Source organism: Paraburkholderia sp. Clong3 (assembly GCF_050436485.1).
In the GTDB taxonomy this organism is placed as follows: Bacteria; Pseudomonadota; Gammaproteobacteria; order Burkholderiales; family Burkholderiaceae; genus Paraburkholderia; species Paraburkholderia tuberum.
Genome location: NZ_JBNDMH010000001.1, coordinates 40389 through 62916 on the forward strand (window position 1 = coordinate 40389; position 22528 = coordinate 62916).

Annotated in this window: 18 protein-coding genes and 4 pseudogenes; 11 read left to right on the top strand and 11 right to left on the bottom strand. The window is 60.1% G+C overall.

Annotated elements, in window-relative coordinates; translation table 11 throughout:
* Positions 1–50 precede the first annotated feature (50 nt).
* Positions 51–335 (bottom strand): DUF4142 domain-containing protein, encoded by a 285-nt coding sequence (locus OKW30_RS00205; protein ID WP_260336617.1) that lies wholly within the window; start codon positions 333–335, stop codon positions 51–53.
* A gap of 85 nt (positions 336–420) precedes the next feature.
* Between OKW30_RS00205 and OKW30_RS00210 the strand changes: the two genes are divergently transcribed.
* Positions 421–3447, top strand: coding sequence for an ankyrin repeat domain-containing protein (locus tag OKW30_RS00210; RefSeq protein ID WP_429345673.1), 3027 nt, complete (start codon positions 421–423; stop codon positions 3445–3447).
* Positions 3448–3632: 185 nt separating this feature from the next.
* Here the strand turns inward: OKW30_RS00210 and OKW30_RS00215 are convergent, their stop codons facing one another.
* The gene (locus OKW30_RS00215) at positions 3633–5108 is read right to left on the bottom strand and encodes an ATP-binding protein (RefSeq protein WP_429345674.1); all 1476 of its coding nucleotides are present in this window, start codon (positions 5106–5108) and stop codon (positions 3633–3635) included.
* A gap of 542 nt (positions 5109–5650) precedes the next feature.
* Here OKW30_RS00215 and OKW30_RS00220 point away from each other — a divergent pair.
* From OKW30_RS00220 to OKW30_RS00235, 4 genes and pseudogenes are all read left to right on the top strand, one after another.
* Positions 5651–6067: pseudogene (locus OKW30_RS00220) on the top strand (LysR substrate-binding domain-containing protein); the annotation flags it as partial.
* A gap of 306 nt (positions 6068–6373) precedes the next feature.
* Entirely contained in the window at positions 6374–6610 is a 237-nt protein-coding gene (locus OKW30_RS00225) for a hypothetical protein (protein ID WP_184072245.1), read from the top strand.
* 310 nt (positions 6611–6920) lie between these two features.
* Positions 6921–7724: a transglutaminase-like domain-containing protein gene (locus tag OKW30_RS00230; RefSeq protein ID WP_184072247.1), complete on the top strand. Its 804-nt coding sequence runs from the start codon at positions 6921–6923 to the stop codon at positions 7722–7724.
* A 201-nt stretch (positions 7725–7925) separates the two neighbouring features.
* Complete coding sequence (locus OKW30_RS00235) at positions 7926–8153, top strand: hypothetical protein (RefSeq protein ID WP_429345675.1); 228 nt, start codon at positions 7926–7928, stop codon at positions 8151–8153.
* A gap of 216 nt (positions 8154–8369) precedes the next feature.
* On the opposite strand, the gene OKW30_RS00240 is transcribed toward OKW30_RS00235, so the two are convergent.
* The 4 genes and pseudogenes from OKW30_RS00240 to OKW30_RS00255 all read right to left on the bottom strand — a co-directional run bounded on the left by OKW30_RS00240 (position 8370) and on the right by OKW30_RS00255 (position 12504).
* Entirely contained in the window at positions 8370–9896 is a 1527-nt protein-coding gene (locus OKW30_RS00240; protein WP_429346084.1) for a glycoside hydrolase family 15 protein, read from the bottom strand.
* Between the two features lie 78 nt (positions 9897–9974).
* Positions 9975–10607 (bottom strand): annotated as a pseudogene (locus OKW30_RS00245) (glycoside hydrolase family 15 protein); the annotation flags it as partial.
* 53 nt (positions 10608–10660) lie between these two features.
* Positions 10661–12237 (bottom strand): annotated as a pseudogene (locus OKW30_RS00250) (IS3 family transposase).
* Positions 12238–12285: 48 nt separating this feature from the next.
* Complete coding sequence (locus OKW30_RS00255) at positions 12286–12504, bottom strand: hypothetical protein (RefSeq protein WP_429345676.1); 219 nt, start codon at positions 12502–12504, stop codon at positions 12286–12288.
* 411 nt (positions 12505–12915) lie between these two features.
* Between OKW30_RS00255 and OKW30_RS00260 the strand changes: the two genes are divergently transcribed.
* The gene (locus tag OKW30_RS00260) at positions 12916–14181 is read left to right on the top strand and encodes an IS256 family transposase (RefSeq protein ID WP_429345677.1); all 1266 of its coding nucleotides are present in this window, start codon (positions 12916–12918) and stop codon (positions 14179–14181) included.
* A 776-nt stretch (positions 14182–14957) separates the two neighbouring features.
* Here OKW30_RS00260 and OKW30_RS00265 read toward each other — a convergent pair.
* From OKW30_RS00265 to istA, 3 genes are read right to left on the bottom strand one after another with little or no spacing between them, the layout of a single operon-like run.
* The gene (locus OKW30_RS00265; protein ID WP_429345678.1) at positions 14958–15179 is read right to left on the bottom strand and encodes a hypothetical protein; all 222 of its coding nucleotides are present in this window, start codon (positions 15177–15179) and stop codon (positions 14958–14960) included.
* Positions 15176–15940 carry an IS21-like element helper ATPase IstB gene (gene istB / locus OKW30_RS00270; protein ID WP_429345679.1) on the bottom strand — a complete coding sequence of 255 codons (765 nt, stop codon included), beginning with the start codon at positions 15938–15940 and terminating at the stop codon, positions 15176–15178. The genes OKW30_RS00265 and istB overlap by 4 nt, the downstream gene beginning before the upstream one ends.
* The gene (istA, locus tag OKW30_RS00275; RefSeq protein WP_429345680.1) at positions 15927–17429 is read right to left on the bottom strand and encodes an IS21 family transposase; all 1503 of its coding nucleotides are present in this window, start codon (positions 17427–17429) and stop codon (positions 15927–15929) included. Before istA ends, istB begins: the two co-directional genes overlap by 14 nt.
* Before the next feature lie 66 nt (positions 17430–17495).
* Between istA and OKW30_RS00280 the strand changes: the two genes are divergently transcribed.
* The 5 genes and pseudogenes from OKW30_RS00280 to OKW30_RS00300 form a co-directional block, all read left to right on the top strand.
* Entirely contained in the window at positions 17496–17639 is a 144-nt protein-coding gene (locus OKW30_RS00280) for a hypothetical protein (protein WP_176133875.1), read from the top strand.
* On the top strand, positions 17639–17764 hold the full coding sequence (locus OKW30_RS00285) for a hypothetical protein (RefSeq protein ID WP_256211476.1): 126 nt from the start codon (positions 17639–17641) through the stop codon (positions 17762–17764). The genes OKW30_RS00280 and OKW30_RS00285 overlap by 1 nt, the downstream gene beginning before the upstream one ends.
* 605 nt (positions 17765–18369) lie before the next feature.
* Positions 18370–18705, top strand: coding sequence for a type II toxin-antitoxin system CcdA family antitoxin (locus tag OKW30_RS00290; RefSeq protein ID WP_429345681.1), 336 nt, complete (start codon positions 18370–18372; stop codon positions 18703–18705).
* Positions 18705–19022, top strand: a complete 318-nt coding sequence (locus tag OKW30_RS00295; protein ID WP_184072256.1) for a CcdB family protein — start codon at positions 18705–18707, stop codon at positions 19020–19022. The genes OKW30_RS00290 and OKW30_RS00295 overlap by 1 nt, the downstream gene beginning before the upstream one ends.
* Before the next feature lie 177 nt (positions 19023–19199).
* Positions 19200–19392: pseudogene (locus OKW30_RS00300) on the top strand (IS66 family transposase); the annotation flags it as partial.
* A 375-nt stretch (positions 19393–19767) separates the two neighbouring features.
* Here OKW30_RS00300 and OKW30_RS00305 read toward each other — a convergent pair.
* On the bottom strand, positions 19768–20925 hold the full coding sequence (locus OKW30_RS00305; RefSeq protein ID WP_429345682.1) for a PLP-dependent aminotransferase family protein: 1158 nt from the start codon (positions 20923–20925) through the stop codon (positions 19768–19770).
* Positions 20926–20943: 18 nt separating this feature from the next.
* Positions 20944–22527 carry a class I tRNA ligase family protein gene (locus OKW30_RS00310; RefSeq protein WP_429345683.1) on the bottom strand — a complete coding sequence of 528 codons (1584 nt, stop codon included), beginning with the start codon at positions 22525–22527 and terminating at the stop codon, positions 20944–20946.
* Position 22528: the final 1 nt, after the last annotated feature.

Below are 22528 nucleotides of genomic sequence, written 5' to 3' on the forward strand. Positions count from 1 at the left end.
CTATCAGATGTCATTGGCCCCCAGCACCACGTATCTCGCGCACCCCGCGGTCAAGGCGCCGGCGCATCGCGCCATCCGCGAATGTAGTCTCCGTCGAACGCGTACTCATCGGCCGCATTCAACCTGGCGAGGTTGTCATCCCCTTCGTTCCGAAACGCCTCGCTCTTCCTACTATTTTCGGGGTAGAGCATCAGCCTCTGCGTCAATTCGACGGCTGATTGATACAAGTCGCTGTGTTCCGCGATCATTTTTCCCGCGAAATTCTGGATGCTTCTTCTCTGGCTTCGGCTTAGCGCTAGGTTGCCCGCCTCGATTTCGGCTCGATTCGCCACCATGAATGACCGGAAAACTTGCTATAGAGGTTGGCAGGCCAGGCGGCCATGAGAGAATTCTTGTTCGTGCACTTGTCCTCATCGCCTCATGAAGATTCTCGAATACACAGGCCTCGACACTTCACGCGTCAAGGCCAGCTACGACAAGGTGTCCGCGGCCATCGCCCGCCACGACTTCCGGGCTGCCCAAGTCAAGAAGCTCGCCAATCTGAGCCACGGCAAGTTCTACCGGGCGAAGCTGGATGACGCCGACCGGCTGTTGTTCTCGCTGGTGGGCCACGGGGATGAAGTCTGCGCACTGATGCTGGAAGTGATCGCCAATCACGCCTACGATAAGTCACGTTTCCTGCGCGGCGCGGCGATTGACGAGAGCAAAATTCCCGACATCAGCGCTGATGACGCCATCAGGGAGGCGCAAGCTCTACGCTACCTTCATCCCGAGCGTACCGGCATTCACCTGCTCGACAAACCGATCTCGTTTGATGACACGCAGGAGACCATTTACCGACAGCCACCTCCCTTGGTTGTCGTCGGCAGTGCTGGCAGCGGCAAGACCGCACTGACGCTTGAAAAGCTCAAGCATGCCGAAGGTGAGGTCCTCTACGTCACTCACTCCGCCTTCCTGGCGCAGAGCGCCCGCGACCTTTATTACGCCAACGGTTTCGAGCATGGCGCTCAGGATGCCGTATTTCTGTCCTACCGGGAGTTTGTCGAGTCGATCCGCGTTCCGGCAGGACGCGAGGCTAGCTGGCGCGACTTTGCGGGCTGGTACTCGCGTATACGGCAGAACTTCAAGGATGTCGATGCCCACCAGGCTTTCGAGGAGATTCGCGGCGTGATTGCCGCCGGGTCGGGCGGTGTCCTGTCGCGCGACGAGTATCAAGCACTGGGGGTGCGTCAATCGATCTTTCCCGTAGAACGGCGCGACCAACTCTACAATCTGTTTGAGAAGTATCGCGCCTGGCTGGTCGAGGCAAAGCTCTACGACCTGAATCTGGTCGCCCAGGACTGGCAAGCGCTGGCTGCGCCGCGCTACGACTTCGTGGTTATTGACGAGGTGCAGGACATCACCACCGTGCAACTCGCGCTCGTGCTGAAAACCATCAAGAAGCCTGGCCATTTCATGCTCTGCGGGGATTCCAACCAGATTGTCCATCCCAATTTCTTTTCCTGGAGCCAAGTCAAGAGCCTGTTCTGGAAGGACCCGAAACTGGCCGAGCGGCAGGAATTACGCGTGCTAATGGCCAACTTTCGCAACGGCCTGGAGGCCACTCGCGTCGCCAATCAGTTGCTCAAGATCAAGCAGCGGCGCTTCGGCTCCATCGACCGGGAGAGCAACTTCCTGGTCCAGGCCGTCGGCGGCGAGACCGGCCAGGTTACGCTGATACCCGACAAGGACGCCACCAAGCGCGAACTGGACCAGAAGATTCGCCAATCCGCCCAGTTCGCCGTCCTGGTAATGCGCGATGAGGACAAGGCCGACGCCCGCAAGCACTTTGCCACGCCGCTGTTGTTCTCGATCCACGAAGCCAAGGGTCTCGAATACGAGAACATCGTGCTCTACCGTTTCATCTCGGATCACCGGGGCGAGTTCAACGACATTGTCGAGGGCATCGCCAAGACCGATCTGGCGGTCGAGACACTGGATTACAAACGCGCTAAAGACAAGAGTGACAAGTCGCTCGAAGTCTATAAATTCTTCGTCAATGCCCTGTATGTAGCGCTGACCCGCGCCATCAAGAACATCTACATGATCGAGTCGGACACAGGGCATGATCTGTTCGGGTTGCTGGATCTGATCGTCGGCCAGACCAGGATCGAGGCCCGGCAATCCACGCTCGAAGACTGGCAGAAGGAAGCACGCAAACTTGAACTGCAGGGCAAGCAGGAGCAGGCGGAGGCCATCCGCCGCACCATCTTGAAGCAGGTCCCGGTGCCGTGGCCGGTGTTCGATGAGGCCAAGGTCAGGGAACTGCTGATCAAGGTCTTCCGCGAGCAGTCTCCGGGCAACAAGGGCAAGCAGCAACTCTTTGACTATGCCACCTGCTTCGATGAACCGCAGCTCGCCGAGTGGCTGGCAGTCGAGGCGAAATTCGAGCAGGCACGAACCTTTGATCAGCAGCGCGCGGTTTTCGCCCGCAAGAGCTACGTCCCTTTCTTCGCCAACCGCTTCAAGGACATCCTCAGGCAGTGTGACCAGCATGGCGTCGATCATCGTCTGCCAATGAACCAGACGCCGCTGATGGCCGCAGCTGCTGCAGGAAATGTGGCGCTGGTGGAAGCCCTGCTGGAGCGCGGTGCCGACCGCGATGCCGTCGATCACTATGGTCACAATGCCCTGCACTGGGCTTTGCGTCAGGCATTTGGCGATGCAAAGTTTGCTGCTGGCCCGCTGGCGGCAATCTATGAATGCCTGGCTCCGCCCTGCATTGATGTCAGAGCGGGCGATCGTTTGGTCCGCATCGACCGGCATCTGTCTGAATACTTTCTGTTCCAGACCCTGTGGGTATTGTTCAAGGCACGATTCAGCAAGATACGAGGCAATACAGACAGCGCGTTCCAGACCCAAATCATCCTCGATGCCTGGCAACACTTACCCGCTAACATCGCGCGGCCTGAGCGCAACAAGCGCCAGCATCTTTCTGGCGTGCTGGCGAGGAACGAAATCGACAGAGACTATGCCTACAATAGATCCCTGTTCCTGCGCGTATCCACCGGGCGGTACCAGTTCAATCCCAAACTCGCTGTGCGTCGCCGCCAGGGCGAAGAAGAAAACTGGGTCCCGATCTACACGGCACTCAACCTCCCGTTGATTAGCGAGTTTGCCTACAACGACGGCTGGATCAGCACCTGGGACAATATCGACAAGCTTGTGGTCCTTGCTGGACTACCTGAACGAACCACACCCATCGCGGCTGAACGCTTCGCCGAACGGCAAGCGGCCCAAATGAGGGAGCTGGACGAACGCAGAGCCAATCAACTTGCTGCCAAAGCACGCATTCGTGCAGCCGCCGAAGCCACCCAGAACAGAGCGCCACGATGGGGAACAAAGGAAGCTAAACGGCTTGAAATCGAACGTGTGAAACAAGAAATCGAAAGACGAAAGAAGGGTTGACTTGCCGATATTTCTTTTGGGGCGGCTTTCGGCCCATCAACTGTCGTTCGCTCAGCGATCCGGGCGGACATTCGAAGATCCGCTTCGCTCAGTTAAGGGACGTTTCGTCCAACATTTGGTTGGACCCATCATCGGCCATAGCGGTCGGTTGCCGATCGGGCAGCGTGCGGCGGCAGCAGGTCGCTTTATTCCCCCGATCCGCTATCGCCGATCACGGGAATAGTGAACTGAAAAGTCGCGCCGTATCCGGCATTGTTCTCTGCCCAAACCCGCCCACCATGGGCATCGATAATCGAACGGCAAATAGAAAGCCCCACACCCATACCTTCGGGCTTCGTAGTGAAGAACGGTTCGAATAGCCGATCGGCGTGCCGCAGGTCAATTCCTGTCCCGGAATCTTGCACCGAGACGATCACATAGCCGTCGTCGCTGCGCCACGACTTGATCGTCAGTTCGCGCGGCCGGTCTTCGATCGTGCTCATTGCCTGGATACCGTTTGTAATCAGATTCGTGATGACTTGTGCCAGTTGGATCCGATCGCCAAGCACCGCCGGCAGTCCCGGAACAAGCATCGTCCGCAACGTGATGTTGTACTTCAAGACCTCGCGCTGGAGCAGTACCATGACGTCACTGATCAGCTCGTTGATTTCCAGTCGCGTCATCTCAGGGGCAATCCGCTTGGCGAGCATGCGGACGCGCCTGACGATCTCGGTCGCGCGTTGTACATCAGTAAGTATGCGTTGCACGGAGGCTCGCACTTTTTCAAGGTCGGGTACGTCCCGGTCAATCCATCGCAGGCACGCGGCACCATGGGTGGCGACCGCTGCGAGAGGCTGGGCGATTTCGTGGGCCACCGACGCGCCCAATTCGCCGATCGACGTCAAACGAGACACCTGTTGCAGCGCCTCTTCGACCCGCTTGCGCTCGGTGATGTCGGTGCCCGTTTCGAGGGTCGCGATCGGTCGCCCCTGTTCGTCTCGCACCAGGGCCCAACGGCTGGCCACTGCGGCTTCCGACCCGTCGCGCCGGGTATTGACGATCTCGCCTTCCCAACGGCCCGTTTCAATCAAAGTTTTTTTGATGTCCTCGAGTGCTGCAGGAAAACGCGTGTGAAGCAGACGGTCGGCAACGTGGCCGAGCGCCTCGTGTTTCTTCCACCCATAAAGCGCTTCCGCGCCGCTGTTCCAGTAGGTAATTACATCGTTCATATCGAGAGCTACCACGCTGTCGTGGGTAAGGTCGAGAAGCTGTGCCTGCTCACGATGGACCGCTGCCAGTTGGCGAGTCCTATGCACGAGAAAGGTGACGACGAACGATGTCACAAAAAAGGCGGTCAACACTACGATGTCCTGCTGGGCATCTACCCGGAAGGTAAATAGTGGCTGTGTAAAGAAAAAGTTGAGGCAACCAACAGCGATCACCGAGATAGCTACCGATGAAACGAGGCTGCCCATCAGTGACACCAGCAAGACCTCGATCAGGTAGACGAACCCAACTACCGCGACGCCGGCTCCCAGGCGAAAGCATACCCAGGTCGCGATCGCTATGCTGATAGCGCCGGCGAACAGGATCGCGGCAACGGAGCGCGATTGAACGATCCCGTTGGTCGTTCTGGTTGCGTGCATCCCCCGCCAGCCATCGTTCGCAAGGAGATTCTTCATTCGGTTTTTCCCCTTTGAACGGCAAGTCGAAGCGCTGACTCGCCCTCTCGGTCAAGGGACACGGCAAACCATGTGCTCGTCGGACGCGGTACTCGCAAAGTCTGGGAAGCGCATGAACAAGGTTCCCGGCCCCACGATGTGCAGCAGACAGGCATGAAGTTCGAGCGAAGTCAGGGGAGCGGTCCGCTCGCCGGCGGACAGCCCTGATGATAGATCAGGATTGACAGGACGGTCCTCCCCAATGAAAGTAGGGCTAGGGTGAACGCCGAGGTGTTGCCAAGCGCCAGCACAGGCCAGAATGTCCGGGCGACGTCGTCAATTGCGAACGCATACTTTTCTACAATCCATTATTGGGGCGCCCTTTCGAATGGGAGTTCCATCGAGGCAAGGAAGTCGTCAGCATTCCGGTTTCCGGTCGGCTGCTTGTGTCGGATGTTGGCACGATGCTCAACGCTTGCGTAGCGGGCGCAGGAATCGCCCAGGTCATGTCGATCGGGACAGATTCTGCTTGCACAGCGAGACCTTGTCGATCTGTTTCCGGACTGGTCGTCGTGGCTAACCCGGGCTTGGCGCGACCGGCGGACGGGTCGAGTGTTCCGGCTGTCCTTCGCGGAGGGCATGATCGGATTGCTTCGTGGGATGTCACAGGCCTGAAGGGAAAATCGCGCATATCGATCAAGCCGGTTGCTTACCTGTCGTCGTTGATCATGGTCCGCGATACGGTCCGTCTCGGCGTGGGTGCCGCGAGCCTGCCGCTGTCGCTTGTGAGCCATGACATCGCAGCCGGCAGGCTCACGCATTGGGGTGATCTGGATGGCCCTGACATCGCACTATGGGCGCTTTATCCTTCGCGGCGCTTGCTAAGCCCTCGCGTTTCCGCCTTTCTCGATCACATTAAGGAAGCATTCCCCCTGGGAAAACGCGAGGAATTGGCTGGATTTATAGGATCGGAACCGTGAGACCGGTGCGGACCACAGGTCTCTCTTACGTTGAGTGCTAACGGCTGCGCGCCACCGCGTATGACCATCTCGTGTCAGCCGGAAAGAACGCATCTCGCGGCACCCGGTCCCTTCCCGACGCTTGGCACGTCTGTCAGGACCATCAGTACTCGGGGCGCAGTTCGACCAATAGGTAATTGCCGTCCGAACGCCTCTGCAAGCAGAATTACGACGCCGGTTACCGACCTCGTACGGGTTCAGCGCCTGTAGCCGTATGAACCATGCAACGTTCGCGTGTTAGTCTCCGATAACGACATGGAGCCTTTCATGCAACGAATGATCACCTATCGTGGCTTCGAGATTCACGTCGAGTTGACTCCGGCTGCGGAGGACACGTTCAACGTGACTGTCCAGATCAAAGGCGGTACCAACCTCGAAGTGCTCGGCGCGCGGGGGGGCCGGATCGCGCTGCGCAACGGCCCTTTTACTGAACGATGGGCCTACCTGGTTGGGGAAGTCGCCGGTCAAGCCGCAATCGACCTGCTGCTTGGCCCGACTGGCTGATTCCATTCCTGTTTCGCCGCCTCGACACACTCACTCGTCCCGCCGAGTACGGTCACTAGCTGCGTTCGACGTCGCACGCACGACGGTCGTCGCCGTTGAGAGCATTGGCGTCAGGCCCAATCTCTCACCGGGAGACGGCGTTCATTTCATTTCAACAGACCATAGGGCCGCTCAGGCCAGGTAGCGGCGATTGTTTTTGAATGCGAGCGTGACGCCCGGCGTCGTGGGATCATCTGTTGTGGCTGTCTCGGGCCGCACGCCTTTGAGTTGTCAGCCCCAACCTCCGGGATCAGACGAACAGGATAAATATATGAAGCTTCGCGTCGGATACGAACTGTCGTACGAGTGCTCACAACCGACGCCGATGATGCTGATGCTGAACACGCACTTTTCGCATGCAAAGGATATTGTCGAGGCAGATCTGCTCGTTACCGATCCGCCGGTGGCGACGAGGCAGTACCGCGACTTGTTCGGCAACCTGTGCACGCGGATAGTCGCGCCCGCCGGGCGTGTTGGCTTGAGCACGACCGCGCTTCTGAATGTGCCAAATGCGATGGAAACGCGTCCGAAAGACGGTTGGGGCCATCCAGTCGAGCAGTTGCCCGACGATACGCTCGTTTTCCTATTGGGTAGCCGCTATTGTGAAACCGATTTGATGGTCGACGTCGCGTGGAAGGTTTTTGGACAGTGCGCGCCGGGCCGCGAGACTGTTCTCGCAATCTGCGACTTCGTGCACCGGCATATCGCATTTGATTACCTGCACGCGCGGCCGACCAAAACCGCAGCGGACGTTTACCGCGAACGAAGGGGCGTCTGCCGGGACTTCGCCCATCTGGGCATCACGCTATGCCGCGCCATGAATATTCCGGCTCGCTACTGCACCGGTTATATCAGCGATGTCGGTTTGCCCCCCGTCGCTGCGCCGATGGATTTCGCGGCGTGGTTTGAGGCCTACGTAGGGGGTAGCTGGCAAACCTTCGATCCGCGTAACAACGCACCGCGCATCGGGCGCGTTTTGATGGCATACGGTCGGGACGCCGCCGATGTTGCGATAAGCAATGCGTTTGGGGCCGCCGTGCTAACGCACTTCAAGGTGCATTGCGATCAGGAATAACCGCGCACAATTGGCCATTGCTGAGCCGACGGGGAATTTTTGGATCCGCTCCCGGTAACGTGAGCATTTGGACCGCGCTGGCCTAATTGATTGCGCGCCTGAGCGTCACCGCGTCGTTCACCCGTTCCACGCGTCAGTCGTTCGGTGGGCTATGGGCGACCGGATGCGCGGCGGAGTATGTCCGGCAAAGTTACTCGGCGAATGAGCGCTGTGCTCCTGGACGGAGACCACATCGGCGCGTTCTATCTGGGCCTCGACACCACCGAGCCCTCTTGGGGCCCGCTGCTCGTCAAAGGGAATATCAAACAGTTCGATGACCCGCGTACCTACGTGCGGTTCTCCAGCGTCATGGAGTTCATGGACGGCTTCCCAGGATGCCGGGAATCGATGCAGGCGCATCTCGTCGCCCTGTTCGAAGCCGCAAAATGATCGCACTTTCGTAACCTCCCCGCCGGGCCCCACGGGGTGCTCCACTATCCTCCGTACGAGGCGATGTATCGCTGACAAAAGCGTGTGAAGCGAGCAAGCGGAAAGCTTTGAACCTGAAAAACATCACCTTGAGCGACGCGGCGCCCATCGCAAGCCAGATGAAGTCGTGTGTTTCACCATGACAGAAGCAATTGTCCGCCGTTGGCGACGCATCGCTTAGGATTGGAGGGCGACGGAAAAATTCTGCCCTTGCCACGTCTGACTCGAGGTCCAGAAAAAGGTGAATGCAAGCGATGAACCGGCCTGGGCTGCTTGCGTGACCAGATCGACGTAGTAGATGCCGAGCGCCGTTGCGGTGGCTTCGCTGTCCTCCGACGTGGCCCAGTCGTCGATCGTCCAGCGCAGGCGGAAAGGCGCAGCCAAAGGGATCCGAATTGTCGTGGCGGCCGGAATCGACGGCAGCGGGCGGTTGAAGTTCCAGATTTCGATATTGCTGCGAGCGCGCGGCGCCTGGCCGGGCTGAGACTGATAACGATCGGCGACGACTTTCAGGTGGTTAAAGACCTGACCGTCCGAAGCGGAGCGAACGAGCTTGATGTATTCGGCGTGGGCCCACGCGAGCGGCATGGCAGAGCCAGTCGGCCCGCCAGTGACGAAGGGCGGGTCTGCCAGATCGGGCAGATCCCACACTTGCTCGGGAAGCAGACCGCGCGTTCCGGCGAACGCCTCGAGAGCGCGGATGTAGGATGTGGCGTCGCCACCAGCGGCCAATTCGTAATGACCGCGTTCGCCAGTGAGCAGCGGCCACGGTCGACCAACGCCGAAGGTAGCGCCGTCGTACCAGTCCTCGCCGAGATTGCCTTGACCATAACCGTCGTGGTTGTATCGGTAAAAGGCAGGCCCCTGCGGCAGAATTTTTCTGATTACTGCATCGACTACCTTGACCGAGTTGACGATGATCGGATCGTTCGCGGCGCGAATGCCATAGCGCACCAGTTCGAGAAAACCCGCGTCCACGATGGTGTTTGCGTTGTAGTCTTTCTTCCAGACGGTTACTTGGGCGGTATCTGGATTTTCTGGAAAATTGAAGACGCCATTGACGTGCGTCGGCAAGATTCGAATGTAGTGCTGCGTCACGCCCGGAACCGGTGAGCCTTCCGCAGCGACGCACCATGTCTCTAGATGCGATTCCAGAAAATCCGCGTATTCGAGCAGGAACTGGGCGGTGCTGGCGTCCGCCCATTTAGTAGCCGCACAGACTAGCGCCGCGATGTTCGATGCCAGTGTCGAAGGGGAGTATCCTTCGAGTTCTTCCCATCGTTCCTGCTGAGTCATGGGGCCGTTTTTGATCAATGCGCCTGCTGCGGCCAGCACCATGCCGGTGGGATCGAACTGACGCAGCAGACCGGCTTCGCTCAAGTGATAGGCCAGAATGATTGGAAAGGAATATTCGTCGAGCTGCGAGGCATTGTCCCGCCAAGGCTCGCCGTCAATGAAAAACTTTTGCGGAAAGCTACCATCCGCCAATTGCGACGCAGCGAGAAACATCAGCCCGCGTAGGGGCGCATCCTGCGCGCCCGCGGCCAGCAGCGCGAGTGCGCTTTGGCACATGTCACGCGGCCAGACCATGTGGTAGCCGGCAGCGAGGTCCCGCATCGTCTGTCCCCACGGGATGCTCAATGAAGCCACCAGTGCGCCGTCGGCCGTCTTGTCCTCATGCGCGAGCAACACGTTGCGGCTCATGTTGAAAAGCGTATTGCCATCGCCCGTAATGTTCGCCTTGGGCTCGAACGGGTCGCGAACAGCGTCGTTCCAGCCCTGGATGAACGCTTGCTTGTGGCTGTATGGGTCGGCGGGTCCGTCGAAGGGGTAGGCCAGCGCCTCGGATACGGCGGTCAGCGCCTTGTTGGGCGTGCTCTGCGTAATCGGAGTCGGTTCGTCGACGCAAAACGCCAGTGCCAGAACGAATTGATTCTGCCCTGCGCGGTTGATCTCTGCCGTCACGGCGACGTATCCGTCCTTTGCTGCGTCGTAGTTCCAGGCCGGCAAGCGCTTGTTTGCGATGATGTCGGTCCAGCCATCGTTCACTCCCACGAAGCCGCAACCCGTCGTGCCGAAGCCGCAGTCGGCGCCCAGCGCGAGCCAGTAATGGTCACGCGTCGCGACCAGGCGATCGCCATTTGCGGTGCTGACGCGATGCGCGGTGTTGCCAGCGCCGTATCCCGCCATGTGAGGCGTCAACAAGGCATAGACGTGCAGTTTGTTAAGGAAATCCTGGTCCCCCTGCAGGGTCGTGCGAACCAGCACGCAGGCCGAACCCTTCTCGGCGATCACGTCCTGCACGACGGTGTAGGGTTGCCCTTTCGCCTGGGATGTGAGCCGGCAGGATAAGGCGGGCGGCTCCGGCCATTCGCATCGATGGTCGAAGTCCTTCTGCGCGTCGTGATAGAAGGTCGACCCGTCGGTACGGAAATTTTCAAGCTAGTTGTCGCCTCAACGAATAAATTTCAGGCGGCCTTTCGCTCCAGATTGCGGCGTTGTTGATGGATGCCCTGGTCATCGATGCGATCAGGGTTCAGATGCACAGCATCGACGCGCTGCCAGTTGCGCGTGCGGCCCTTCCATCGAAGCGGATTGCGCTGCCGAGCACTCGCGTAAAGCGCCGTGCGTCGTTCCAGAATATCCTGATCGAGGTTGGCATGACGCTGCGCGGGCGTCACAAACCGGATTGCGCTGTGACGATGCTCATCGTTGTACCAGCGCACCAGTGCGCCGACCCAGGTACGTGCGGCCAGCAGGGTATCGAACGCTTTGAGCGGGTAAGCGGGCCGGTACTTCAGGGTCTTGAACAGCGACTCGGAATAAGGGTTGTCGTTGCTCACGCCCGGGCGACTCAACGACGGCATGACGCCCAGCGCCTGGAGGGTGGCGAGCATCGTCGCGCCTTTCATCGGGCCGCCGTTATCCGAATGCAGAATCACCTGGTTGGGCCGTATCGCTTCGCGCGCGCAGAGGTCCCTGAGGACTTCGCTGGCCAGTACGCTGCTTTCCTCGGCATAGACCTGCCAGCCGACGATCTTGCGACTGAAGACATCCAGAAACAGGTAGAGATAAAAATACTGTCCACGGATCGTCGTCGGCAAATACGTGATGTCCCAGGAATACAGCTGGTTCGGCGCGTCGGCGCAAACTGAACGGGGTTTGCTGCGAGCGTGGGCCGGCCGTTCGCTGCGCCGGTGGGCGAGTTGCTTCTCGGCCTTCAGTACCCGGTAGAACGTCGATTCGGAGGCAATATAGCGTTGCTGGTCTGCCAGTCGCGGCACGATCTGGCTTGGCGGCAGATGACCGAATTCGGCCGAGTTCGCGACTGCCAGAAGCTCGGCGCGTTCCTCGGCAGAGAGCTTGTGGCGCGGCTCGTGGTGCCGTAACGAGCGCCCGTCCATCGCGTCAGGCTCGCCCCGCTGCCAGCGCTGAACTGTGCGCGCGCTGAGCCCCAGAATCTCGCACGCGTGCGCCTGCCGAGCCCCGGCCAGGGTCGCCTCGTTGATGAGGCCGATCAATGCCTTGCGCTCTTCAGGGGCCGTCATTCGGCCTCGTCCCCGAGGAGCGCGCGGTACTTTTTTTGCAGCACCAGTAGCGCCGCAGCTTCGGCCAGCGCCTGCTCCTTGCGCTTCAGTTCGCGCCGCAGTTGAACATTGGCCTGCTTCAGATCCCGTACTTCCTGGGCGCTCTCACGTCGGCTACCGGCTGCGCCAACGGCGCAAAAATCCGCTCGCCACTGCGCGAGATGATGCAAAAACAGGCCGCGCTCCCGACACCAGCCGTTCAATGCTTCGTCCGCCAGGCCGTGGCTCTCCTGCAAGGCAATCAGGCGTTCTTCCAGCGACCAGTCTTCCGGACGCCTTGTGTGCCCAGAACTCGAGCTCCGGTTCGCGGCGGCGGTGCCTCTCATCCAATTCCTTAATGTCAGTACGTTCACGTTCAATTCGTCAGCCACGGCGCCAACCGTTCGGCTCCCGCGCTGCAGAACCTTCGACAGCGCCTGCTCCTTGAACTCAACAGAATACGTTTGTTTCGTCTTCAACTTGTACCTCTGACTCTTCTTGATAAGAAAGTTCAGAGGCGACAACTACTATGACGCCGGGGGGGTAATGATCAGCTGGAAGTCTCGTACCTGAGGGGTGTCGACATCCGGGAAGTAGATTTCCGTGAGGATGCCGCCTGCTGTCGTGTACCAGACCTGGCTCGACAGCGAGTACGCCGTGCCGACGGCGTCTTTGTCCGCGCGGCTCCAGTTCAGCGGATTGCCAGGTGCGCCCGGAGCCGGATTCGATTCAAGCAGATTTGCCATCGCATCTCACTCCATATCTTTGCTTAGATCGATCAGAAATCCACGTGATGAGCAGAAGAGCGGGCATGCTACGCATTGTAGCTATCGAGGATAGCGCTTTTGACGTGCATAGAGAGGCACACGTGGGGCCGCTCAATCAGCGACACTTCGGAGGGACGCGTGCCGGGCGCGCCCTCCATCACAAGCATGTAGAAGTCGTTTCTAAGTGCGGCGTGTGATCGTGATTGCGCCGGCTACGGATCCGCCGCGTCGTTCAGCGGCCTGGGGGGAGTCGGGGCATCGGCCACGAGGGGGGAGCTAAGCTCGATTCTGGTGTACGGGGAGTTGAGGCGGGAGATTGAAGGCGGTGGAGGTTTTAGCTGAGAATCTGATTGTCGAAGTCGGAACCCAGCAAACAACAAACCATCCACCATGAAGAAGTTTACGGAAAAAGCGGTTGTAGGTCTATCGGAAGTCGGTCTGGGACTGGACGAGTTGGTGCGCCATGGAGCGCGGCAGGTGATCCAGCAGGCGATCGAAGCGGAGCTCGCGGCGCTGCTGGAGCGGTTCGAGAACGTCAAGACCCTGCATGGGCAGCGCGCCGTGGTGCGCAACGGCTATTTGCCGGAGCGCGAGGTGTTGACGGCGGCCGGCCCGATTGCCGTGAAGGTGCCGAAGGTTCGCGATCGGTCAGGATCAGGTGTGAAGTTCAATTCGTCGATTGTGCCGCCGTATGTGAGGAAGTCGCCGCGCGTGAGCGCCGCGCTGCCGTGGCTTTATCTGAAAGGCATCTCCACGGGCGACATGAGCGAGGCACTGAGCGTGTTGCTCGGTGACGACGCCAAAGGCCTGTCGGCCAATGTGGTGAGCCGTCTGAAGGCGCAGTGGGCCGACGAACATGCCAGCTGGAGCCGACGCGATCTGTCGAAATCGCGCTACGTGTATTGGTGGGTCGACGGCATTCACACCGGGCTGCGCAGCGAGAACTCGGACGGTCAATGTCTGCTGGTGATCATCGGCGTGAGGCCGGATGGACGCAAGGAGCGTGTGGCGATCGGTGACGGGTATCGCGAGTCGAAGGCGTCATGGCAGGAGTTGCTGCTCGACCTGAAATCGAGAGGCCTGCAGGCTGGGCCGCTGCTTGCCGTCGGCGATGGCGCGATGGGCTTCTGGGCCGCACTGGAGGAAGTGTTTCCTGCAACGCGCGGCCAGCGCTGCTGGTTCCACAAGATGGGCAACGTTCTGAACGCGCTGCCGAAGTCGCAGCAAGGCAGAGCTAAAGCAGATCTGCAGGCGATCTGGATGGCCGCCACGCGCGCCGACGCGTATGCCGCGTTTGATCGTTTCGTGACGGTCTACGCGGCGAAATATCCGAAGGCAACGGAAACGTTGAAGAAGGACCGGGAAAGCCTGCTGGCGTTTTACGACTTCCCGGCTGAGCACTGGCAGCATTTGCGGACCACGAATGCGATTGAGTCGACGTTCGCGACGGTGCGACACCGTACGACGCGCACGCGCAACTGTGTGTCGCGACCAACCTTCCTTGGTCTGGCATTCAAGCTGATCGAGGAAGCCGAGAAAACCTGGCGCCGCGTCAACGGGCCCGAAAAGATCAAGCTGTTGCTGGAAGGCATCGCCTTCAGGGATGGCGAACCGGTGAAAGACGATCAACCGGTTCAGCAGAAACTCGCCGCCTGAAGTCCCTGCTCATCAAGTTGCCTATACACCAGTCTTGACGCTAGCTCCCCGAGGGGGACGCGAAGCTGTAAACTTCGCCTAATAAGCGTCTACGGCGAATAAGCCTCTACGGCGGACGACAGCAGGGTGGAATAAAGAGGGAACTGGCGAAGTCGCGTACTTCCGGGTTCGGCCAAGAGGCGTCATTCGACCCGACCGGTAACCGGCCACATAGCAGTGGCATCCGCCCCGCTAAGCGGCCACTCAACCGCCGGAGACGCACCTTGCTTTCTCTGCATACCGGCACCGTGTTTGACGCGACTTAGGACAACGGCGTCATGGGTTAGGTCGTCCCGCAACAACTTCGCGGATGTATCGCATCTGCGGCGGGAGAGGGTAGCGGTTGTCGCCCCCTGGCAATTGTTCCCGCGTTTTCTTTCGCGGGAACATTCGATCTCGAACTGCCGCGACCGACTCAGAAGCTTGCGCCGTCAGACCTGTACTGACCGTCGTAAGGGCCGGCCGGCAAGCCCTGTCCGGCTTTGTTGACCGAGATCGCGTTTGCCTGCTGAGCCAAAGGAACGTTTGTTACCTGCGTTCGCGGCTTGCGGCGAGTAGACCATGGTTTGTCTGTGGGTCCACAGAGTTTCTGCGGTGGTGCCACTCTTCAGCGCATAGCTGAGTTCGCCTGTTGTTGACGGCGGCGTAAATCCGCACATAAATGGCGGCACAAGGTTCACCAGGACCGTCAACAATGAAGCGCCGTTGACGGCCTCGGTCGGGGTGGCCGGTCCCAATCAGAATGGATCGCCGATGTCGTTGAGATTGGGATCCTCGGGAGGGGAATGCTGTTCGTGCAGCAGGTCATGCAGGGCGAGGTCATAGTGCATGCAGATCCGGGCACGCAGATCCCCGATGAGTTCGACGACGGCGAGCGCCTGTTCCGGCGACCAGTTGTCCGGTATCAGGAAGTCGAGCCCACGGGTGATGCCCGAAGGCAGGTGTGCCAGGCGCTTCATGATTTCTTCTCCGCACGCGCGCTACTGCGTCTGCTGGCGCGTTGCTCGGCCCTCTCGCGCGCTTCCTTGACCCGGTAGGACTCGCCCTCGATGGCAATGACTTCGGCGCGATGGACCAGCCGGTCAACGAGCGAGACGACACAGGCGGCGTTCGGGAACACCTCGTGCCATTCGGAGAACGGTCTGTTGGTTGTGACCACGGTACTTGCCGATCCGTACCTGCGGCTGACCAGTTCGAACAGCAGATCGGCGTGGCGGTTTGAGTACGAGAGGTAACCGACCTCATCAATCACCAGGACGTCAGGGGATGCATAGCGGCGCAGGCGTCGACGCAGCGCCGAATCGCTGTCCAGTGCGGCCAGTTCGCCGAGCATCTGACCGGCGGTAGTGAACAGCGCGGTGTGACCGTGCACGAGCGCCTGATAGGCGAGATTGAGCGCGAGGGTTGACTTGCCGACACCATTCGGGCCGATCAACACGACGTTGGCGGTATCCCTGACGAACCCGAGCGACATCAACTCTTCAACGGCAAGCCGGTCGCAGCGCGTGGGCCAGCTCCAGTCGAAGTCGCACAGCGGCTTGAAGTTGCCCAGGCGGGCATCGCGGATACGTCGCTCCAGTGATCGGCGGGCGCGCTCATCCTCTTCCCACTGCAACAGCGGCGCGACCCACTGTTCGGCGGCCACATCGGTCCAATGCGCGAGCAGTCCGTACAGACGCAGGGCGTTCGCGCGCCCATGAAGGTTCTCAGGCGTGTTCATCGGCGCCTCCCGCAAGCTGGTCGTAGATGTCGAGCCGGTGTGGTGTCACCAGCGTGTCCTTGTTGCGCACGTGTTCGGGCAGGATGAGGGTGACTGGCGGCGGGGCCTGCCGTGCCTCGCGCCGGCGCTCAAGCGCCAGACGTACCGGATTGGGATGAGGCGCCGCGTCGCTGGCAAGGGTTTCCTCGATCGCGGCCTGCAGTTCGGCCGGGCCATAGCGGTCGAGCAGTCGCAGCAGGTGCGTGGTGATATTGCCCAGATTGCCGCCACGCTCAGCGGCGTGCAGCATCAGGGTCCGGCTGGCCGGCGCAGCCCGGGCCAGATGATCAAGACCGCGATGGTGACGGGCCTCGTGCTTCCTTGCGACGAGCGCATCGATGTGTGCGGCAATCTCGATCTGCGCGCCGCGATCGTAACTGCGTTCATGGGTGGCGAGCAGATCGGCGCCGTCGAGAATGCGTACGCGCCGGGGATCAGCTCGTACCGTGAGCGTGCGTCGCACATGGGTATACGGGATCGTATAGTCGTTCAGGTCGAAGCGCACGTAGGGCGTCTTGCCGACCTTCACGGCGAGAAGCAGCTCACACGGGTACGGATTCTCCGGCAACGTGAGCAGGCTGGGCTGTTCGCGCCCGAAGGCCTCGCGCACGGTGATCATGGGTTCTTCGCGGCAGGGCCGCTCAGCAGCGGGTCCCGCGCACCAGATTGCCGCCTGGGCGTTGAGATCGTCGAGGTCCGTGAATCTGCGAGCGGCAAAGAAGCTCTCGCGTACAAAGCGGATTGCCCGTTCAACGCGCCCCTTCTCGTTGCCCCGTGCGACAGCCACCGGACGAGGCTCATAACGATGATGCGCGGCGAACGCGAGCAATGTCGGGTGGAAGCGGATCGCATCGCCCTGACGCTCAAGCACGGCGCTACGCAGGTTATCGTAAAGCAGAACCCTGGGGACCCCGGACCATGCTTCGAAGGCGCCGGCATGTCCTGCCAGGAAACTGTCCATACGGGCATCGAGGAAGAAGCGCAGATAGATCTGCCGTGACCACGACAGCACCATCACGAAGGCCATCAGCGGTCGTCGTGCCCGACCGATCTGCAGGTGACCGAAGCTGGCCCAATCGACCTGCGCCTGTTCCCCGGGCAGCGTGCGCAGGCGCAGGTAAGCCTCAGGTACCGGGCGTGGCCGGTGCAGCGAGATCAGGTGCCGGAAGTGGTGGTGACTGCCCCGGTAGCCGCGCTCATACACCATCGCATACAGGCGACTGGCCGTGAGCGAGGGAAACTTCTTTAGCGTCTCGTGGATGAACGGCAGGTAAGCATCGATCTGTGAGGCTCGCTGCACGGCGCCAATCCTGGGCAGGCCGGCCTGGGCCAGCACGCGCTGGACGGTGCCGCGGTGCACGCGCAACTGGCGCGCGATGGTGCCGCAACGCCACTTCTCCACGTGGTAATAGCGCAGGATCTGCGCCTCGAGTTCAGCTCCAATGGTCATGGGTCGTTTCCTGTTCTGTCAGTAGTAGTACGAACATCACGGAAGACCCGACGGCGCAGTGGCCCGATGCGTACAAGGCCCGAACAGATGCGGCGACAGAAGCAGCAAGGCGTCGATCCGGGCGCGGCGACAGTGGATGTCGATGCGGTGGCCGTCGTCGTCGAAGTCAGTGGCAGTAGAGCATTGGCGACGGGTGTCGGGGAACGCTGATGCGTCACTTTATTGAGGCGCTGACGATAGCGACGCATCCGTTCGGCATGTGCAAAGCGGCCACGACGACTGAGTTGATAGCGTTGGCCAGCCTCGCGCAGGCGGGCGCGGCGCGAGGCCTGTGAGCAGTCGCCACCGCAGTAAATCTGGCCGCGATCGCAACGGCGGCACACGACGACCTGCGCCCGGCAGCGGGCGCACAGAAAGAGGCGGCCAGTGGCCGGCATCGGCAGTCCCCGTCAATGCCGAAGCGGAATCGACGAGGCGGATCAGCCGTGCCATACTGGCCCGGCACCCGTACCCCGTTGTGCGCGTGTGGGGCTCGACACTGGAATGAACTTGGCGGTTAGGACCGGTGTCGGGCCTGTTTCTTCGGCGGTCAGTTGTAGTCGTTCTTCTACCGCATCCCGATTCCCGCGTCATCCCCCTGCCGAACCGAACATCCCCGGTGCGTCTGCGCTCGCCCTACGGGCTCCCTCCGACGCACCCGAATGTGAGCCTCATGAAACGTCCCAGAGTCGCCGGGCTGAACAGCAATCGCGTCGCCCGGCTGTCCGACGCCGCCATCCAATGTCGGATTCCGACCGCCATTCACACCTGTCACCGATGTCGCTAGAACCGCATACTTCGCATCCCACCGGATGATGGTGACGTACATGATCGAGTCCGCACCGACCATGGGTCATTTTTACATCGGCGCTAACACGAAAGGGAGGGCTTGCCTGCGCATATGACCGCAGCCTTCTCGACGCGATGGCACCAACTGCCAGATGTGGGTTATTATGTGGATAAACATGCGCATTGTTCGCACGGAGAATTCACCATGGCACATGCAGCAACAGGCGGGGCGCGCAAGGCGACGAATGTCACGCTGCCCGTGGATGTGTATGAACGGGCGAGAAGTCTCGGCATCAACTTTTCCCGCACCTGCGAGCAGGCCTTGCGCGAGGCGATTCAGGTCGAAGAAGGCCGTCGCTGGGCTGAGGAACACGCCGAGTTCATCAGGCACACGAACCAGTGGGTCGAAGAGAACGGACTTCCCTTGGCGCAATACCGGATGTTCTGATGGCGCGATTCGACGTCTATGCCAACAGCGGTAGAGGCCGCGCCAGTACACCGTATCTTGTCGACGTGCAAAGCGACTTTCTAGACGGTCTGTCGACCCGCGTCGTCGTACCGTTGATTCAGGCTGATGCTTTTCCGCCCGGGAAGCTCCCGGCGGACTTCTCGCCATCATTCGATATCGGCGGCATCCGGTGCATCCTGCATCCGGCGTTCGTCGCGGCCGTGCCCTTAAGCGAACTGGGGCCGAAGACCGGTTCGCTTGTCGAACACCGTGACCGGATCACGGCCGCGCTGGATCGCCTCCTGGGCGCTTACTGATTATTCTGGACGGTAGACACGCCGGGGCAGGACATTCCCGCTATCTCAGGCGGGGGAATACCAGAGTCGCCGAGCTGCGCCGTCTAGCTTGTCGAGAAGTGTGGCAGCGTGCGAGCACGGTGTTTATGCAACCGGCTGTTGCACAAATTCCCAACGGCGAAAGGCTTGCGCGCGCATGTACGCAGTATTGGCGCACTCTATCGCATCGAAGAGCACATTCGAGGCAAGCCGCCCGAAGAGCGACGGCCCATCCGCCAGGCACACGCCGTTGCGCTGCTTGATGACATGAAGCGGTGGGTTCGAGGCGACGCTTCTCACACTCTCAGCGAAATCGGACACCACCAAAGCGATCCAGTACTCGTTGAATCGCGATACCGCTGGATGCAGAGATAGCCTATCAGCACGACGGCGATCGACACGATCAGCAGTTTTCTCACTTGCTCTCCTGTTTCGATTTTGGTCGGAATCCCATACCGTTTACATCGGGTAGGTCTTGATGTTGATATCGGCTGCAGAGCGATGACGTGCTGATCGCACTGAACGCACAGGAATTGACTGGTTCCGAGACACGCGCGAAGGGGGTGTCTGCCTATATAACGGACGGATCCTGAGCGAAATCAGTGACGTAGTGCCATGCCGAAAAGCGTTCGTCGAGTTGTTTGCGGTAGAGGGCGGCGCAGTGAATGTCTTCGCTCGGCCTACGCTTGTACATCTCGCACCGACTATCTGTAGTACTTGGCATTCTCTAGCCACGCCGCTTAAAGCGCGTCGATGTCAGAAGGCTCGCATGCGCATCGTCTATCTGAGCCAAGCCGCGCTCGATCAAACGCGGCTGGAGATAACTGAAGCTTAAGCGTACACGGGCTGCACCGCTCGGTCCATGGTGCTTTCCATCGACGAGTTTCACATTGTGCTTCCGGCGCACCTCGCCGACCAATTCGGCGGAATCGACGCCTTCGGCAAGCGAGACCCAGAACGAAAATCCACCACTCGGAATCTCGTAATCCGGTTTGCAGAATCGGCAGGCCTGTAACAGCCGATGCATTGCGTCGCGCTTGCTCCGGTAGTGCGTCCTTAGGTGTTCGACGTGAGCGTCCAATGACGACGACTGCAATAAGGCGAGCGCCATATTGCTGACAATGGGACTCACACCTCCATCGCATTTCAGGTGGGCTAGGCGGTCGACAATTTCCGGCTCGGCCAGCACCCAGCCTACGCGAAGCCCGGGGCCTGAGATTTTGGAGAAGCTATGCACATTGATGATGTTGCCACCCGCCTGCAGAATCTCGGGTGACGCGCCATCATAGGGCAACTCGCTATAAACCAGATCCTGCACCAGCCCCACGCCGTTGCGGGACAGTAGAGCCTCCACCTCGACCATATGCCGGTGTGCAAAGTATCGTCCAGTCGGATTGTGGAACGCCGGAGTGGTGTAGTACAACTTGGCTCGCCCCTTTGCGTGCCGCAATGCTTGTTCGAGCAGATCGAGGTCGACACCCGAGGAATCCGCACCTACTTGAACCACCGTCGCGCCCGCAATAGAGAAAATGCGCAACGCGCCGAGATAGGACGGGTCCTCGGTCAGCACGACGTCTCCTGGGTCGATAAAAGCATCGGCGAGCAGTTGCAGGGCTTGTGAAGCGCCGTTCGTCAGAATGACATTGCCACGCGCCATCCGGTACCTTTGGCCAAGCTGTCCGCGCAGTTCGGGAAGGCCATAGGCGTCGGTGTACTGCGGTAGGTCGGAGATGCTGACGCCCGTCTCGACGGAAAGCGGGTCCGGCCATTGCAGGCGGGCGAACGTCAAAGGATCGGGAAGCCCATAGGCGAAGTCGACTGTGTCCTTGCCTGAGGTGTAGTCGAATACCCCATAACTGAGCGAAGTGCGACTGCGCATCGACATGACTGGCTCCATCGTTGGTTACGCGGCATCGACGGCGCGCTGGAAGCGCGATTGATATTGACGGATGAACGAGTCGGCAATCGGCATTCCGAACGGCGGAAATTCGGCCGTCGCTCGGGGAGGCGTAGCCAATAGCGTGGCGTTTGCGCCGAGTGCCGGTGTCCAATTCTCGCCAAAGAACACGTTTCCATAGCGTTCGGCCAGCACTGGCATCACGGGATGGAGCATGCTCAAAAAGACGGATACGTGCACCGGCCGCCACGTTTCCGGGCTCGTGCCGAAGCCCGTCGCGACGAAGTATTCGTCAATCAGATCGAGGGCGTTCCAGAAGCGTACCTGGTCCATCGCGGTGATATAACGTTGGACTATGTCGTCGTGCGCCGGCGTAAGACCGCTTCCATCGACATTCGCCGAGTGCAGTGAATCGCGGCGGAGGGCGCTTTCCCACGCAAGGATGTGCGAAGCCGACCGGATCAGTTCGCCGATCTGGAAATCGTTATTGTTGGTGCCGAACGGCTTGGCAATCCGAGCGAGCGCATAGCGCAACACACTCGGGTCGACCTGCCGGGATACTTCATCTGCCCAGAGTGCATGGTCGCGGCTGGTCGAGAATTTCTCGCCCTCCAATTTATAGAAGTCCTGGATCGAATGATTTGCCGGAAGCGGGTAGCCGCGCGCAAGCAGGCTGCCAGTCACGCCGATGGTGTAGTAGAAGCGGTTATCCTGGCCCATGAAAAACAGGAGGCGTGTATCGGGGTCGCGCATCACGGTGTCGTAGTTGACCTCGTCGCGCGCGCACTGCAAGCGGATCCCCGTCTCGAAACACCAAAGCCCTTCGAACCACGTCATCAACGTTTGCCCCGCAATCTTCGCGGGCGCTTCAAGTGTCACACCCCGGTCGAAAATGCGCGACATAGGCAGCGGCCGCAATTCGTCACGCAACCATGCACGCGCTTTACGCTGGATCGTTTGATCCCATTCACTCCCCTTGATCGCATCGTCAAGCATGGCTGCCATGCGAGGGATGTCGAAAACCGCCTGTTCGATGGGGCGAAGCGATAGCGGTTTGCCGCACGACGTGTGGACTGGCGCTCGCAATTTCGAGTGCTGTTGCGCCAAACCGCAGTTTTCGCACAAGTTGCTGTCGGTGGACGCATCGCACGCGGGGCAGAGGCCGACGGCAAGCGAATCGGCCACGAACTCGTCACAGTTTTCGCAGTAGAGTTGATGGCCATCACGCACATCAATGTAGCCTGCAGCTTCCAGCTCGCGAAAGATCTTCAGACTGTTCTGCTTGTGCGTAGCGTCCGTTGTTCTGATGAAGACATCGGGCTCGATGTGCATTGCCCGCAAGCAATCCATTATCTCGTCAATATGCAACTGCGCGACTTCGTCAATCGGACGACTGAGCTTGCGCGCCTTCACTACCATATAGGTGCCGTGCTCGTCCGCACCTGTGACGTGGTAGGCGCGGTGACCTCTCATGCGTTGAAAGCGAACGAAAAGATCGGTGAGCAGATAGACCCCGCCGATATGGCCGAGATGCAGCTTGCCGTTCGGGCAGGGCGGTGCGGGGCAAACGAAAAAAGTGCGTGTGTTCACG